Consider the following 15,383-nt stretch of genomic DNA (forward strand, 5'->3'; position numbering starts at 1 on the left):
CGTTCACCACCCCGCCCACCGCAGACGAGCCGAACAGCAGCGCCGATGGCCCGCGCAGCACCTCAATGCGCTCGGCCAGGAGCGGGTCGATGACCACCGCATGATCGACGGAGGTATTGGACAGGTCGATCGCGCCAATACCGTCCGTCAGCACGCGGATGCGCTCGCCCTGGAAACCGCGCAGGATGGGCCGGGACGCCGAAGGGCCGAAGGAGGTCGCCGACACGCCCGGCAGACGCGAGAGCGTCTCGCCAAGTGACGGGCGCAAGTCTCGGGTCAACGCCTCACCCTTCAGCACCGATGTGCCCTGAAGGACGTCGGTTTCGCTTTGCTGGAGTGGGGCGGTGACGATGATGTCGCGGTCCGAAGCGGGTATCTCCGGGCGGGATGGCCTAGGCGCAGTCGCCTGAGCGGTCGGCGCGTTCGCGGCATCGGTTTTGCTGCTCGGCATTGCGGTAGACGCGCTCTGCGCGACCGCGTTGCCGCTGATCGCAACAAGAGAAATCCCGATTAAAAGCACCGCCCTGGTTCTCATTCCCATCGCCTTGCCTGAAGAATATTGCGTCCGCGCGGTGTTATACTGTTACGCGATTCGAGGCCGAGTAGCCGCGTTTCAAAGGCGGTTCAAGGGGAGGTGCATTTGATCTGGGCCCCACAACAGGCCGCTGGCTGAGAACCGGCCATGCTGCACGACGAAACCAGATGACTCTTTGTGTATAAGAGCCGCTTGCCACTTCTCTGCACGGTTTATGGACCATCCGCCGACGCCGACTTCGATCGAAATGCCGGCTGCTGCCACTCACTTCGATGGCTGCGAAACCGACTGTGGCACTCCGGGAAACGGCAATGGCGGAAATGCCCCGCTTCTGCCGACACCGACTTACAAAACTGACATATTCACTGAGTTCATGTCGTACGCCCCAGCTTCAGGTTCCCGATAAGCGCAATGACTTGCAAGGCCTTCTTGAGCCTCCGCAGATCTCACTTCTTCGCGCAGAATTTTTCACTTGATGAAATCCACGGGTAAATTAACACAAAGAAAGGCATCATGATAGCGGCCCGGATCGGTAACTCTCCTACCAATCCACTCCAGTGACCGGTATACCAACCATGAACAAATGTTCCTATCGCGACCGCGATAGCACCTGTTGCAAGTCCGGGTATCCACCTCAATCTATATTTCATAGATATTCTCATTATTGTGGGATTTTTATTAGATGAGTTGGTCCTTAAGCATCGGCGGCGACCGCTTGGCATCGTAAACAGGACCCGGCTCGCGACATGCCTGCGCGTGAGCGCGAATACGACGCTTATAGTGGTAGGTCTCGGGCGCGAGTGCGACGAATCCAAGTACGATACCCACGAGGACATGGGCCGCGACCGTGATACCTGTGACGAGTACGATCGCAGCAGCGATCTCCAGATTTTGGCCAACGAAAAGGGCAGCAACGCCCACGAGCGCGACGTCCTTGTTGGGGACTAGCGGAAGGCGCGACATCATCAGGCGGACGCTCGCCAGCAATATCCACCATCCTGCTGCGACGTCGGGAACAACGAGATGCCACATAAGCGCGGAGAGCGTCACCGTCGCCGCAATGCGCAGGAGATGGACGACGAAGATGCGGATCAGCACAGGACGACGAAGCGTGAACATTCGATGTCCGAATGCGGTGATACCGATCGACACGGCCATCACGAAAAACACAGACCCGACAATCGCGGTTCCGACGCTTCCGGTCCTCAACTCAAGGAACATGGGATAGGCGAGAGCGAGTACGGCGATCGTCGCCACATTGCCAGCAAGCGCGGACAGAATCGCGACATCCTTTACGGCACCAAATGGCGACGCGACCATCTCAGCCCGGCGTTTTGCCCAAAGATAGAACTGCGTCTCTCCCATGTAGCCCAGGACAAGATTATTGGTCACCTGCTTGTGAAGCAACGGAAGCAGACCAACGACGGGCAAGCGCCATAGCCCCCGGAAGATCGCCCACTCGGACACCGGTGTAGCTAGGTAGGAAGCCGCAAACGCCAACCAGAACAGAGCGCTCGTCGGTACTAAGGTGGTGAGAGTTATGAAATCGATGGAGCGCAGCTGAAATGCAACGGCGGCAAGAATCCCTAGCGAGAACGCAAGGCTACCCCAACGGGTGAAGCCGGGCCGGACAACGCCCTGAAGCGTCCTGAGCGTGGCTGGCAGCGGACTCGGTTTGATGCGCAAGCCCAAAGGTCCAATATTCATGTTCGTTAAGCCCCGAAAATCGTAGCCCATTGTCACAGGCCGCGGACAATTCGTGTGGTTCGAACGCCGACACGGGGGTGGCATTGCGCGCAAATAGCGTTCCGCTAGGGGTCGCATGGCTTGTCGGATAGAGTCACGACCATCATCGCCGCCACTGCTCCGATGCGATCGGCAACCCCCAGCTCAGACTGACACATTACCAACGCATGATTTGGTGCGCTGGGAGGCGTCCTTGCTCCCATCATCAATTTTCCCGGCCGCTCTGAAATAATGTCTATTGTCTGAAGACGCCGCGGCCGAACACATCCGCAGTCCGTTTGCAAAAAACGAGCGGACCTGCACGGCCTTCAAAAATCGCGAGATACCGAGACCGAGAAGGCGCGTGGGCGGGCGGGTGTGTACTGGCGTTCCGTGCGCACCGAAAAGGGATTGCCAAAGGCAAGCGTGTCGCCCCGCGCATTGAAGAGGTTCGTCGCCGACAGGTCCACCACGAACGCTCCCCTGCGAGCCTCAAGCCCCGCCCCGAACTCGGCGAACCCGCCCATCCGCCGGTCGAGCCCAGGGTCCAGGCTCAGCCTAGACCGTCCTAGGTAGCGACCGGTCACCGCGGGCGACACTCGCCAGGACCCTGCATCGATCGAATGTCGCATCTCGAAGTGGCCGGATACGTCAGGTACAACAGGAAGGCGCGGGTCACGCTCCAACTCTGCACCATCAATGCCGCGAACCAGCCGGGCGCGCTGGCCGGAGGCGCCCGCAACAAAGGACCATGCCGATGTCGGCCGCCACCGAACGGTCAGTTCGCCGCCCAGGATATTCGCGTCGCCAGCGTTACGCGTCGCCACAAGGCCGGAATTAAGAAGATAGTCCGACTGAACGTCCGACCAGATGGAGCTGAACGCGCCAACTTCAACCTGAAGCCTGCCGCCGTCCGAAGTGCGTCGAAATCCAGCCTCGAAGGCGACCAACTGATCGGCATCGTAGCGGCCGGTTTCCACGTTGGTCGGATCAAGGCCCCCGGGCCGGAATGCGGACGCAACGCGAAAGTAGGCCAACGAGGTGGAGGAGGGCAACCATGACAGCGTCGCGCTGGGCGATACGCCCCATAAAGACTTGGACCGAACTTCGGTTCCAACATCGTCGTCGCGGTCCTCCTTGACGGTCGAGCGGAAAACGCGGATGCCAAGGCCGAGACGAAGACCATCGATAAGGGGTCGGCTACCCTCGGCAAACATGGCTGTTTCGGTGACGCTTCTTGACGCGTCCAGCAAATCTGCGATCATCGGGCCGATTTCCGATGCTCGGCCGCGAGCGCCGCTACGGGATGAGAGATAGGAAACGCCCAAAGCCCAAGGCGTTCGGCCGCTTTTGTTCGCAAGGCGGATTTCCTGGTCGAATACCTGATATGTGCGGGTTTCGGCATACCGCAGCGGCGCGGTCAGACCGAGGGACGAGGCCGCGCTGCTCGCGTCGTCAACCTTCAGCGTCCTCTGCGTTGCTAGGCTTGTAGAGACGGTCAGGGCATAAGGCCCAAGCTCACCTTGCAGGACGCCCGAGGTGAGCCAGACATTATTCGACCGTGGCTCCGGCGTCCGGTCTGCGCGTGTCAGCTCTTCCTTGTCGCGATCCACATATTGGCTGTCGAGCGCGCGGATGTTCTGACCGGCGCCAATGAGGTCAAAAGTCCACCCCTCGCTTGGGACAACGCGAAGCGACGCTCTGGTGCCGCGCACGACCGTTCGGTTGACGTCCGAGCGACCTCCAGCGTTGTTGATCCAGCCTGGCGCGACATCGACGTAGCCCACCAACCGCAAGGCGGCCTGATCCTGGCGCACGGGTAAGTTGACGACGCCCTCGACCGACGCGCCGACACCGTGACCCGGGAGGCCGGCGATACGCTGACGGGAGCGACCGGCAAATTGGCCCAAATCGGGCGCAATGGTCATCACGCGGTAGACGCCGCCCAGTGCTCCCGTGCCGTAAAGCGGCCCCTGCGGTCCCTTCAGCACTTCGACCCGATCCACATCAACCATTCGGAAGTCGGGATCGGGCGCGTCGTAAGTGATCCGGGCCTCGTTCAGGTACACGCTCACCGGGGATTGTCCGAAGCCAATAAACGGACTGTCGGCTATGCCCCGCAAGAACAATCGGCTCGCACCTGGCCCGCCATTCGTAGCAATCAATCCCTGAACCTGGGTCGCCACCGCCGACGTGCCAGCGTCCGAGCCCGCGGCGGCGCTTCCATCCAGTACATGGACCGTGACCGGTCCCGGCACTTGCGAAAGCAACTCGCGCATCTTCCTGGCGGTGACGATGATGTCCGATGAAACGGTTGGATCTGCGCTGGCGGCTGTCGGGCCGGCGTTCGGGGCGGCGGGGGCAGCCGATATCCGAAAGGTCGCCGGTCCGACGCGGTGGGCCGAGAGGCCGGTGCCTGCCAAGAGTCGCGCGTAAGCGGCATCAACCGTCATCCGGCCTCGCAACGCGATCGCCCGGCGCTGTGGAAGCGGAGCATCGAGCGCGAACGATGTCTTCGTCTGAGTGGCGAGCGCGGCGAGCATCGTCTCAAGCGTACCAGCGGGGACGTCGATCGAAAGGACACGCTCCTGAGCCGCTGCCGGTCCGGCAACGCTAGTCGCCAGCGCCGCGGACGAGACGCACAGTGCTTCCTTCCACTCTCGCATCCAACCCCGTCAACTGCTTAAGCGTGTCGATGGCTGACGCGCCCGGTTCGATCGTGATGACGCCCGAGAAGCGCCTGTTGGCCAGGTCGCGGCCGATCTCCACCCGCCGTCCTGCGTAGCGCGACACATCAGCGACGACCAGCCCGAGCGGCGCGCGGTTATACACGAGCCGACCCCGCCGCCAGCTCCCGACGGCCTCGGTCGCCTGGGCGGTGATCTCCACCACACCGCGTCCCGGGTCTGCGAAAAGCGCCTTGCCCGCGTCTAGCACGACGGGCTGAGCGAACCGAACCGAGCTCACCGACACAGTCCCGGCCTGAACCGCCACCCTGAGAATACCGTTCTCCAGAGAGACATCGAACCGGGTGCCGACATCTTTGACGAGGAAGTCGGCCGCCTCGACAGTGAAGGGCGAAGCAGGATCGTGGCGCACGTCAAAGAACGCGGTCCCGGTCAGCCGCACGTGACGGGCATTGTCGACATTGGCAACCAATGTCGACCCAGGCGCAAGTGTCGCTTTCGCGCCGCTTGGCAGCGTGACGGACCTCATTTCGCTAGCGGCAGTGCGATAGACCGGCGAGGCGGTCGGCGCGTCAAAGCGCAGAAGCGGCAGTGATACGATGGCCACGGCCGAGGCTGCAACGGCGCCCGCGACGATGCGCCAGCGCAGCCATTTGCGTGCGCCTTTGTTTTTGACCGCGCGCGGAAGAAGAGCGGGCCGTAGGCGATCGATCTCTTCATCAAGCAGCGCAATCTCGTTATAACACGCACGATGCTCAGAATTCGCAGCTAGCCAGCGAGTAAAGCCATCCCAGTCAAAGTCGTCGCGATGCTGTCCCTGATGCCACAGCGCGGCCTGCTCGTAGATGTCCTCTGTCGTGGTCATTTCGCATCGCCGCCGACGGAGCACGCCGGCAGTCTCCTGGTTCGAACGTAAGACGCCGAGCAAGCCATCCCGCCTCAGTCCCTCAGCGATCGCCGAAGAAAAGTCATCGCGGTTGCCATGTGCTTCTCCACGCCGCTGCGCGTAATGCCGAGCTCTCGAGCCACATCCGCGTGCGGCAACCCATCGAGCTTGTGAAGCCGGAACACTCGGCCGGCTGCGGGCGGCAGCGCCGCGATGGCGGTCGCCAGACGTGCCGAGCGCTGTTGGTCCTCCATCGCCTGTTCGGCGCCCGGGCGCGGATCGGCTGTTTCGCCTGGGCTGGCGGCACCATATTCCGCAACCGACCAGTCACGGTCGCGCGTTGAGCGGCGGCGTCTTTCCCGCATCCGATCCAATACAAGGTTCTGTGCCGCGCGATAGAGATACGCGCGGCCATTTGCGACGGGGCTGCCGCCGGCCGCATGAACTCGCAGCCAGAGTTCCTGAAGCACGTCTTCCGCTTCGGCCGGATCGCCTGTGCGCGTGATCAGAAAGCGGAGAAGCTCCGGACGGTACGCTGCGTACAAGGCGGCAAGACCGGATTGCGGGGCGTGGACGAGCTTCTCCCGTTTACCTTTTTCTCCAGGGGCGTTCGGAGGCAAAAAATCCGTCTCGGCTTTTCGGCAGGTGCGGTTGCGTCCTGCGGCGGCGTCTCATTCGCAGAGGATGGCCCAAAGGCGGTGGACTTGCAACGCCCAGGTGAGCTCTTCCTGTCGAAAGGTTATGAGTTGGGCACTGCTATCGTGGCTGCGGCACTGTTTCTGCCTCCTCCAGTAATGCTGGATCAGATGGCGATCGTGCCGGTGCTTTTTCAAGAAACGGCACCTGTCGGCCATGTGCCGCAAGAGGTACCGGCTATAGGCTCCGAAGGCGAAGCAACGTCGGCAAACCCCGTTGAGGCTCCAACGCCACCGTCGTCACCGGAGGAAGGTTTGCCGATAGATATTGGCGCCGAGCAGCAGACGGTCGAACACAATGACATTGTGGTCACTGCTCGACCGGGTCATGCGCCGGGAGATCCGTTGCAAGCTGTCAACGCACAGGCATTTGCCATCACCCAGACCGTTGACAAGGCGGTCGTCGCGCCGGTGGCGATGACCTATCAACGCGCCTTGCCTGGTTCGGTTCGTGGGGCAATCCGCAATTTCTTCAATAATCTGGCTGAACCGGTTGCATTCCTCAATTTCCTCGTTCAGCTCAAACCCGGCAAGGCGGCCGAGACGGCCGGACGGTTTGCGATCAACACAACGGTCGGCGTCGCCGGGATGATCGATGTCGCCCGGAAAAAACCGTTCAAACTACCTCGTAGATCGAACGGCTTTGCCAACACACTGGGCTATTACGGCGTAAAGCCCGGCCCCTTTCTGTTCCTTCCGCTGATCGGCCCTACGACCGTCAGAGACCTCATCGGCCTTGGTATCGACCGAATGGTTCTTCCGTCGGCGTTCGGCCAGCCGTTCAACCAGCCCACCTACACGGTTCCAGCAAGCATCGTTGGGTCGCTTGATTACCGGGTTCAGTTCGACTCACAACTTCGCGAGTTGAAAGACACGCCGGACCCGTATGCTGCTTCGCGCAGGAACTATCTGGAAGGCCGCCAGGCGGAGATTGACGCTCTGCATGGGCGAACGTCACCGCAACCGATCACGCGCCGTACGCTCCCGGTTTTCCCATGATGCATGGCTCTCCTGCTCGTTCCGAACTACGCCGCATACAAGAGAATTGGCTTGCCAAGAGCGAACGACGGGTTCTCCAATGGCTTTGCGCCCGAATGCCTGCTTCCATCACGCCGGATCGCCTGACCGCCATCGGCATGATTGGAGCCACAATGGTTTTTGGCGGCTACATTGCGAGCAATCTTGGCCACCTTTGGTTACTTTTGTCCCTCGCCGGCTATGTCGTTCAATGGTTTGGGGACTCAATGGACGGAAGCCTCGCGCGGTATCGTAAGATCGAGCGCCCCTCCTACGGATACTTCATCGATCACAGTTGTGACGGGATGGCAAATCTGCTGATCGTGGCCGGGATCGGCCTTTCCCCGTACGTGACCATGAACATCGCCATGGTCGCGCTGGCCGGTTACCTCTTGATGTCGGTTCACACATTCCTCGCGGCGCGAGTGATGGGCGAATTGCGACTGTCCTATCTCGCAATGGGTCCTACCGAGCTTCGCCTTTTCCTGATCCTGTTGACGATTGCGATGATGGCAATCGAGCCCGGCGGAGACCGTATCTGGACGATACCGGCACTAGACGCTCTGGTAGGATTCATCGGCGCCGCGCTGATTTGCCTATTTATAGTGCAAACCTTGCTAGTGGCTAGAACACTTGCTCGTGTCGATTCAAATGCGGATCGTTGATGTCAATGAGTACTACTGCCCGACAGGAGGTGGGGTTCGAACGTACATCGACCGGAAAATGCGACTCCTGGCTGATCTTGGTCACGAACTTATTGTCATCGCACCCGGCCATGAGAATCGTCTCGAACACCGCCCCGGCGGGGGGCGCGTTTTCTGGGTAGCCGCACCCCGCCTTCCGTTCGACCGAAGCTACGGGATGTTCTGGGATGGGGCTCCGGTAACGGCACTGCTCGATGAACTAAATCCCGACGTCGTCGAGACAAGCTCGCCGTTTCGCCCCGCATGGATCGTCGCCAACTGGAGAGCGCCCGCAGCTAAAGTCTTCTTCGCACACAATGACCATATGACTGCCTACGCGCAGCGTTGGGTGGGACGACTGGCCTCGCGGCAAAAAGTTGAGAGTTGGTTTGGGTGGTACACCCGCTACCTTGCTCACTTCCTCGACAGGTTCGATGCCTTTGTCACGAATGGCAGGACGCTCGACCGTTGGTATTCCGGCCGCGGACTTCAGGTCGATGCACCGCTTCCGCTCGGCGTGGAAGGCGGCGTTTTCGCCCCGCATCTTCGAGATGAACAACTACGGGCAGCGCTACTGGGCGAGTGCCACCTTCCACCTTGTGCGCATTTACTTATCGGGGTCGGGAGGCATCACCCGGAGAAGCGCTGGCCGATGGTTATTGATGCGGTTGAACAAGCCGGCCAATCGGCACCTATTGGGCTCATCCTCCTTGGCGACGGCGTCGATCGACCCAAAATCTTCAGCCGCGTCGCTGGCAATCCCCACATCCGGCTGTTTAAGCCGATCTTCGAGCGTGAGCGATTTGCATCCGTGTTGGCCAGCGCAGATGCGCTCGTGCACGGATCGGATACCGAACCTTTTGGTCTCGTTGCCTTAGAAGCCATCGCGTCAGGGCTGCCGTTGATTGTTCCTAACGAGGGAGGGTCAGCGGAATTTGCAGCACCAAGCCATTCCGAATCCTATAATGCGCGTGACGCGAAATCCTGCGCAGCGGCGATCCTGCGCCTGTTGGCGCGGGATTCCGTACAGTTACGTTCGGCAACCCTGGATGCAGCAGGAAGAGTTCGTACGGATCTCGATCACCTAATTGACCTACTGGATTATTATAATCAGCTACTCTTACGACGATCGATTTCATGATAAATTTCGCGAAAAAAAATGAAGCAAGGGTTGTAGTCATTGACGTATCTTACGGAAAACATTCCCTGGTGGCTTGATATAGCGCGCATCCTACTGGCAGGGTTGCTGGGTGCCATAATTGGCTGGCAACGTGAGCACCACGGCAGGGAAGCCGGAATCCGAACCTACATGGCTGCTTCGCTAGGAGCCTGCGCCTTCGGACTTGTGTCGAACGCCATCGGGGACCAAGGTCGCATCTCTGCGGGAATTGTTACTGGAGTAGGATTCATTGGCGCCGGCATCATCCTGCGCGACGCTGGGCGCGTGACGGGGCTCACAACGGCAGCTACGCTCTGGGCGTCTGCAGCGGTCGGGTTAAGCGCCGCGTACGGGATCTATCATCTGGCTGTCATAACCGCTCTGATGCTTCTTTTGATCCTTGAGCTGCCTCGCATGCCTGGGTGGACGCGGGTTTCGCACCGAGCCCGCTTGCATGTACACCATTCGGATTCCGACGACGAACCTACTCGATGAACATCACCTTGCACGCCGAAGCAGGCCAATCGGCTCGGAATCTAGCGCCGTGGAAGTTGGAATTGACGTCCCTTTCTCGGGATTTTCGCTTCGATGCAGCTTTTGAACGGCCAAATGAGCCTGCGGCTCAATCCGTGCTATGATACGCTTGTACTGGGGATGTTCGATGCGCTCGCTAAGCCTCGCTGTTTGCGGCCTTCTTCTCGCGGGGCCTGGCTTTGCTCAATCGCCGAACTGGTTGAACGCCCGGACGATCGAAATCGACATGAAGAATTTCGCTTTCGTTCCAGCCACGATCACGCTTCAACGCGGTGTTCCCTACCGCTTGCGCTTTGTTAACACGGCAGGGGGCGGCCACAATTTTGTCGCCAAGGCCTTTTTCGAGCAAGCCAGTATTGCCCCTGCCAGCCGGTCGACGATCAACAAGGGTGAGGTCGATCTGGGAGGCGGAGAAAGCGGGGACGTGCGCCTGGTTGTCAACCGGATCGGAACCTACGACGTGCATTGTTCGCACTTCATGCACTCGATTTTCGGCATGAAAGGCAAGATCGTCGTCCGGTGAGCGTCACTGGCTCGGCTCTCTTCCATGTCATGGCTGAGGACGTTCGGCGTAATGCAACGGCAAAGCCAACTCAGGCTCTGATAAGTGATCTCGTCGGGCTTCGTAACATTGCCGTAGTCCGTTTCGCTGGCCTCATATTTTAGAGAGCAAGTCAACGGGCCCGACAGCGACCACCCCGAAGGGCTATTGCGACGCACTCTCAAATCACCTATTGCGTTGGTGAGAGAGATTCGCAAAAAGGGTCAACGGTGAGAAATCTTGGTATTGGAACTGCACTCGGCTTCGGGCTGCTCACCGTCCCGGCAATGGCTCAAGACCAGTTCCTGCCGGGACCCGGCAGCACCTCGCAAACGATCATCGTGACCGGCGTCCGCGACGGCTATCAGGTCGATGCGACCAGCACCGCCACGCGCACACCGACCGAGCTCAACGATGTCCCCCAAGCGGTCTCGATCATCACGGAAACGCAGATCGACGACCAGGCGATGCGCTCTATTGCCGATGTACTACGCTATGTCCCCGGCGCCGTAATCTCTCAAGGTGAGGGACACCGCGATCAGATCATCCTGCGCGGGAACAGCAGCACCGCAGACTTCTTCGTCGATGGCTTGCGGGACGACGTGCAATATTATCGCGGCCTCTACAATGCAGAGAGGATCGAGGTTCTGAAAGGTCCCAACGCGATGATCTTCGGGCGCGGCGGCGGCGGGGGCGTAATCAACCGCGTCACCAAGCGCCCTGTCGCCAACGCCTTCATCAGCGGCAGCGGTTCGGCGGACACATATGGCGCATGGTATGTCGACGCCGACATCAGTCAGCCACTCAGCGAGTCCGTCTCCACCCGGATGAACGCCGTTTACGAGGAGTTCCGAAACAATCGCGACTTCTATGACGGGCGCCGGGTTGCGATCAACCCGACCGTCGCGCTCTCGCTCGGCGGTGCGACTCGGATCGATCTGGGCTTCGAATATAACAGCGACAAGCGAACGATTGACCGAGGCGTCCCCTCGGCCGTCCAGGGCTCGCTCACGAGCCCATCACGTCCGCTTACCGGCGTCCGCGACACCTTCTTCGGTGTGCCGGGGTTCAACGTCAGCGATTTCGAGGCCAAGGTCCTAAATGGCCGCGTTGAGCACCGCTTCAGCGACAATCTGACCCTGACCAGCCGGGTCTTATACGGTGATTATGACAAGCTCTATCGGAACGCCTTTGCGGTAACCCCGGTCACGCCACGCGGCGGCGTCCGCAGCGTCGGCCTCGAAGCGTATAGCGATCCCACGACGCGCACGAACCTGCTCAACCAGAACGACCTTGTGTGGACCGTCACCACCGGCCCCGTTCGCCACGTGCTGCTCGCCGGCTTCGAAGTTAGCGACCAGCGCACGCGCAACCAGCGGATCAACGGCTTTTTCGGGGGTGGCGATATCGTCAACGGGGGGCGGCGCGTCTTTGTCGGGTTGGCCGACCCGATCACGGTGCCGCCGGTTACGCTGCGCACCGCCGCCAACACCGGCTACCGGTCGGTCCGCACGAACGCCGACGTCACTGCCTTCTACGTGCAGGACCAGATCTCGATCGGCGACCATGTCGATGTCATCGGCGGCGTTCGCCGCGACCGCTTCACGCTCAACGTCGACGACCTGGTTGCCGCACAGAGCTATAGCCGCACGGACACCCTATGGTCTCCCCGAGTGGGCGTGGTGCTCAAGCCGGTGCAACCTGTCTCGATATACGCCAGCTATAGCCGGTCCTTCCTGCCGCAGTCGGGGGATCAATTCTCATCACTCGATATCACTAGCGCCGCGCTGGAACCGGAAAGGTTCGACAACTACGAGCTTGGTTTCAAGTGGGATATCCTGCCCACGCTGAACCTGACGGCCGCCATCTACCAGCTCGACCGCACCAACACCCGCGCGGCCGACCCCAATGACCCCGCACGGACGGTGCTCACGGGCGCGCAGCGCAGCAAAGGGCTCGAACTCGGCCTTAGCGGCGCGATCACACCCCAGTGGCAGATCAGCGCGGGCTATGCGCTGCAGGACGCGACAATTCGCAAAACGACGAGTGCCGCCCCGGCCGGGCGCGAGGTTCCGCTGGTTCCCAAACAGCAGGCTTCGCTGTGGACCCGCTACGACCTCACCCCTCGCCTTGGGGCCGGGGTCGGGGTCTATCACCAGTCGAGGAGCTTCACGTCCATCAGCAACACCGCCATCCTGCCCGCCTTCACCCGCGTCGATGCCGCGGCATTCTTCAAGCTCACCCCCCAGATCGAGGCGCAAATCAACGTCGAGAATCTGCTTAACAGCGATTATTTCTCGTCCGCCTACAACGACAACAACATCATGCCCGGCGCGCCGACGACGGTGCGCGCAACAGTTAGAATGAGATTATAACGGTGTTGGCCAACTTGGTCGGGTGCGGATCAAGCCGCCCTCGCAAAAGTCGGTGAGACGCCGCTGGCCGGTTTAGAAACCAGTCTTCGCCGATGGATCACAGGACTGGCGCATGAACTCCAGGGCATCACCGACGCGGCGCACCGCGTCATTGTCCCCGACGAATATATCGAGACCCTCGTAGGGCTGCGCGCCCCCTTTGATCTCCACCGACGCCTGGGGCGCGTTGGCCGAGTAAAGCGGTCGGATCGCAACCACCTGATCTAGTTTCACGCTGAGGGCGCTTTTGTCGGCGAGCGTGAGCGTAACGAGGCAACCACCTTTCACTCCTACGCTCGTGATCCTGCTGCTCCGCACGAAACCCGGCCAAGGCTTTGCGACGGCTGTGCCGCGGGTCAGCATGTCCTGGACGAACTTCGACGCACCCGCGGCGGTTCGTGGTTTGGCGGGCACCACCTGCTGAGCCGCCACGGGCGCTGCGCTTCCGAGCGAAAGTGCGTAGATCAATAGGTCAGGACGATGGGGCATCAGTGAACTTTAGCCGACCTTAGTCCTGCGTGGCGATAGGCGGAGGCGGCGCGGGCGCCTGATGCCGGGCGGGAAACAACGGCACGCCACCCCTATGATGGCCGTAGCCGTAATCACCTACGTCGAGCTGGAGAAGGCAATTCGCATAGCTCTCCGTTCCAGGCTGGAAGCCGTAGCTCGCACACGCCGCCCGATGGCGAGCGGCCATTTCTCGCGGACTGACGCAGCCAGAAAGCACGAGCGACGTCGAGATGGCGAGAAGCTTGAACGCGTCACGCACCATTGTCCTGGTCCAAACAAGGGCGGAACCCAAGGGGAAGAGCGCCGCCCTGGACGCAGAATGAACCAGTCCTCGTCAAAAGCCAAATGCCATTGTGGCCGGGACTCGCGATGGGAAAGCGGTCGACGACAACGCCACATTAACCTTCTTCCTTCACGGTGGAAGCCGGATCAACCCCGACGCGAGCGTGCATGTCGCTTTTCCTCGATCAAACGTTTGCGAGCACCGGGTTAGCTGCGATCCTATTCGGGGTTGTTGGTCTCGGCTGCGTGGTGAGCTGGCCGCTCCTACCCTCGCGCCGGGGAGCGCTCATGGTGCAGGGCGCGGGCGCGGGCGCATTCGCGCTTCACTTCGCGCTGATCGGCGCGCCTACCGCTTCGGCCGCATGCGTTCTTTCCCTGATGCAGCTCACCGTCGCGCTGGTGGTTCGTGACCGGGTTGCCAAGCTCGCGCTCGACGGCGCGACGTTGCTCGCGCTGCTGTTGCTCACCGTGGCGACCTGGCATGGAATCCTGTCCGGCCTTGCCGCTTGCGGCGGTGCATCTTCTTTCATTGCGCGGACCCAGCGATCAACGACGCGGATGAAGATCGTCTTTCTCGTGGCCGCGCCCTTCTGGCTGGCCCACAATCTTCTCATTGGCGCACCGTTCGCCTTGGCCGTTGATCTTGTATCTGTCGCGGGGAATCTGCTCGGGCTTTTTGCCTTTTGGAAGCGGGAACAGCGTCAAGCGGACGGGCCGCGCAGCCTCAGCTATCCGGCGCGGCTTTCCCCACGTCACGCTTTCCGCTCTGGTCACCTTTCCCTCGGCAAACTCGCGATCCCAAAGAGCGCGCGCGCGTTACAGGGAGCCCAGATCCTCACATGACACAGGCGATATACGCGCCCCCACTCCTGACGGCGCGTTCGATAGCTCAAATAGGCGGAAAGCGGAGTTGGAGCGAGCCACGCCCGGCGAACCTTGCCGACGCTAAAGCTTTGGTACGCTTGAAGATCGCCCTCGCTCGCGAAGCGGAACATATGATCTTCGATGTCCGGGATCGAGGGGAGCTGCTGCGCCGCACAGCTGCGGAGCTGAACGCCGCCGTAGCCGGCGAGCGAGGCATCTTCGTCCTGCAACGCATAGGCGACCTTGTCGGCTACATAGATGTACGGAGCGTGTGCATCGAAGGCGCTGCAGAATTTGCCTCTTTTAATCTCGCTATCCGGACACGGTGGCAGGGACGTGGGCTCGGAACAAGCCTGGTGAAGTCCGCCGAGGAATGGGTACGTCGCCGTGGCTTGCTCTTCCTGATCTTCCACGTCGCTGTTCGCAATGACCGGGCGTTCGCATTTTATGAACGGCTTGGCTATACCGTGTGCGGAGATGTTGTGGCAGCCAACAAAGAATCAGGCGTTATTGGCGATTACTACGCGATGGGCCGAATGCTCGATGCTGACGAAGTTGCCCTAGCGTGATGCATTAACGACTATCTTGTCCATACGGCCTGATCCTGATCATGCATCGCACCGTCTCGCGCGCCCGGGCTGCGGCCTTGCTGCACCCCTCCATCGTTTCGCGATTGGCAGTCATGATCCTGTCGGCCGCGACGATCGTACGGAACGCGGCCGGGTCGGCGCTCTGCATCATCCGCTGACCGGCCTCCCAGCGGGGTAGGTCCAGCGTTCGCGCCGCCATGCGTTCAGGCCATTGCCAGCTCGCCGGCGCGATCTCGCGCGCGACGAGGCCCGGCACGATCG

15 protein-coding genes are annotated in these 15,383 nt (G+C 60.9%); 8 read left to right on the forward strand and 7 right to left on the reverse strand.

Annotated elements, in window-relative coordinates:
• The 5 genes from AX681_RS08115 to AX681_RS08135 all read right to left on the reverse strand — a co-directional run.
• Positions 1-451 (reverse strand): TonB-dependent receptor plug domain-containing protein (locus tag AX681_RS08115; RefSeq protein ID WP_443026341.1); only part of this gene is annotated, 451 nt, incomplete at its 3' end.
• Positions 452-1,213: 762 nt separating this feature from the next.
• A complete protein-coding gene (locus AX681_RS08120) occupies positions 1,214-2,272 on the reverse strand; it encodes a hypothetical protein (protein ID WP_066657219.1) in 1,059 nt (352 codons plus the stop codon).
• A gap of 317 nt (positions 2,273-2,589) precedes the next feature.
• Complete coding sequence (locus tag AX681_RS08125; RefSeq protein ID WP_016509650.1) at positions 2,590-4,803, reverse strand: TonB-dependent receptor domain-containing protein; 2,214 nt, start codon at positions 4,801-4,803, stop codon at positions 2,590-2,592.
• 70 nt (positions 4,804-4,873) lie between these two features.
• Positions 4,874-5,812: a FecR family protein gene (locus AX681_RS08130; protein WP_066657216.1), complete on the reverse strand. Its 939-nt coding sequence runs from the start codon at positions 5,810-5,812 to the stop codon at positions 4,874-4,876.
• Between the two features lie 74 nt (positions 5,813-5,886).
• Complete coding sequence (locus AX681_RS08135) at positions 5,887-6,378, reverse strand: RNA polymerase sigma factor (RefSeq protein WP_035386345.1); 492 nt, start codon at positions 6,376-6,378, stop codon at positions 5,887-5,889.
• Here AX681_RS08135 and AX681_RS08145 point away from each other — a divergent pair.
• From AX681_RS08145 to AX681_RS08160, 6 genes are all read left to right on the forward strand, one after another.
• Complete coding sequence (locus AX681_RS08145; RefSeq protein ID WP_016509653.1) at positions 6,274-7,527, forward strand: MlaA family lipoprotein; 1,254 nt, start codon at positions 6,274-6,276, stop codon at positions 7,525-7,527. The two genes, AX681_RS08135 and AX681_RS08145, sit on opposite strands and share 105 nt — an antisense overlap.
• Complete coding sequence (locus AX681_RS08150; protein ID WP_082737838.1) at positions 7,524-8,210, forward strand: CDP-alcohol phosphatidyltransferase family protein; 687 nt, start codon at positions 7,524-7,526, stop codon at positions 8,208-8,210. The genes AX681_RS08145 and AX681_RS08150 overlap by 4 nt, the downstream gene beginning before the upstream one ends.
• Positions 8,197-9,369: a glycosyltransferase gene (locus AX681_RS21380; protein ID WP_016509644.1), complete on the forward strand. Its 1,173-nt coding sequence runs from the start codon at positions 8,197-8,199 to the stop codon at positions 9,367-9,369. Before AX681_RS08150 ends, AX681_RS21380 begins: the two co-directional genes overlap by 14 nt.
• A 39-nt stretch (positions 9,370-9,408) precedes the next feature.
• The gene (locus AX681_RS23720) at positions 9,409-9,882 is read left to right on the forward strand and encodes an MgtC/SapB family protein (protein WP_051121504.1); all 474 of its coding nucleotides are present in this window, start codon (positions 9,409-9,411) and stop codon (positions 9,880-9,882) included.
• A gap of 166 nt (positions 9,883-10,048) precedes the next feature.
• Complete coding sequence (locus AX681_RS08155; RefSeq protein WP_197419094.1) at positions 10,049-10,444, forward strand: cupredoxin domain-containing protein; 396 nt, start codon at positions 10,049-10,051, stop codon at positions 10,442-10,444.
• 248 nt (positions 10,445-10,692) lie between these two features.
• Positions 10,693-12,837, forward strand: coding sequence for a TonB-dependent receptor (locus AX681_RS08160; RefSeq protein ID WP_016509657.1), 2,145 nt, complete (start codon positions 10,693-10,695; stop codon positions 12,835-12,837).
• A 72-nt stretch (positions 12,838-12,909) separates the two neighbouring features.
• Here the strand turns inward: AX681_RS08160 and AX681_RS08165 are convergent, their stop codons facing one another.
• On the reverse strand, positions 12,910-13,308 hold the full coding sequence (locus AX681_RS08165; RefSeq protein WP_035386336.1) for a hypothetical protein: 399 nt from the start codon (positions 13,306-13,308) through the stop codon (positions 12,910-12,912).
• A 528-nt stretch (positions 13,309-13,836) separates the two neighbouring features.
• Between AX681_RS08165 and AX681_RS08175 the strand changes: the two genes are divergently transcribed.
• Together AX681_RS08175 and AX681_RS08180 are read left to right on the forward strand one after the other, a co-directional pair.
• Positions 13,837-14,511 carry a YgjV family protein gene (locus AX681_RS08175; protein ID WP_082737837.1) on the forward strand — a complete coding sequence of 225 codons (675 nt, stop codon included), beginning with the start codon at positions 13,837-13,839 and terminating at the stop codon, positions 14,509-14,511.
• A complete protein-coding gene (locus tag AX681_RS08180; RefSeq protein WP_035386335.1) occupies positions 14,508-15,101 on the forward strand; it encodes a GNAT family N-acetyltransferase in 594 nt (197 codons plus the stop codon). Before AX681_RS08175 ends, AX681_RS08180 begins: the two co-directional genes overlap by 4 nt.
• A 4-nt stretch (positions 15,102-15,105) precedes the next feature.
• Here the strand turns inward: AX681_RS08180 and AX681_RS08185 are convergent.
• Positions 15,106-15,383 (reverse strand): DUF6118 family protein (locus tag AX681_RS08185; RefSeq protein ID WP_231734899.1); only part of this gene is annotated, 278 nt, incomplete at its 5' end.

Origin of the sequence: Sphingomonas sp. CCH9-E2, assembly GCF_001557215.1 — a bacterium.
Lineage (GTDB): Bacteria > Pseudomonadota > Alphaproteobacteria > Sphingomonadales > Sphingomonadaceae > Sphingomonas.

Bases quoted from the DNA above. Each gene is read 5' to 3' on its own strand.
- AX681_RS08150 (WP_082737838.1), top strand. From the start codon at position 7,524: ATGATGCATGGCTCTCCTGCTCGTTCCGAACTACGCCGCATACAAGAG.
- AX681_RS08120 (WP_066657219.1), bottom strand. From the start codon at position 2,272: ATGGGCTACGATTTTCGGGGCTTAACGAACATGAATATTGGACCTTTG.
- AX681_RS08125 (WP_016509650.1), bottom strand. From the start codon at position 4,803: ATGCTCGCCGCGCTCGCCACTCAGACGAAGACATCGTTCGCGCTCGAT.
- AX681_RS08145 (WP_016509653.1), top strand. From the start codon at position 6,274: ATGAACTCGCAGCCAGAGTTCCTGAAGCACGTCTTCCGCTTCGGCCGG.
- AX681_RS08175 (WP_082737837.1), top strand. From the start codon at position 13,837: ATGTCGCTTTTCCTCGATCAAACGTTTGCGAGCACCGGGTTAGCTGCG.
- AX681_RS21380 (WP_016509644.1), top strand. From the start codon at position 8,197: ATGCGGATCGTTGATGTCAATGAGTACTACTGCCCGACAGGAGGTGGG.
- AX681_RS08180 (WP_035386335.1), top strand. From the start codon at position 14,508: ATGACACAGGCGATATACGCGCCCCCACTCCTGACGGCGCGTTCGATA.
- AX681_RS08155 (WP_197419094.1), top strand. From the start codon at position 10,049: ATGCGCTCGCTAAGCCTCGCTGTTTGCGGCCTTCTTCTCGCGGGGCCT.
- AX681_RS08130 (WP_066657216.1), bottom strand. From the start codon at position 5,812: ATGACCACGACAGAGGACATCTACGAGCAGGCCGCGCTGTGGCATCAG.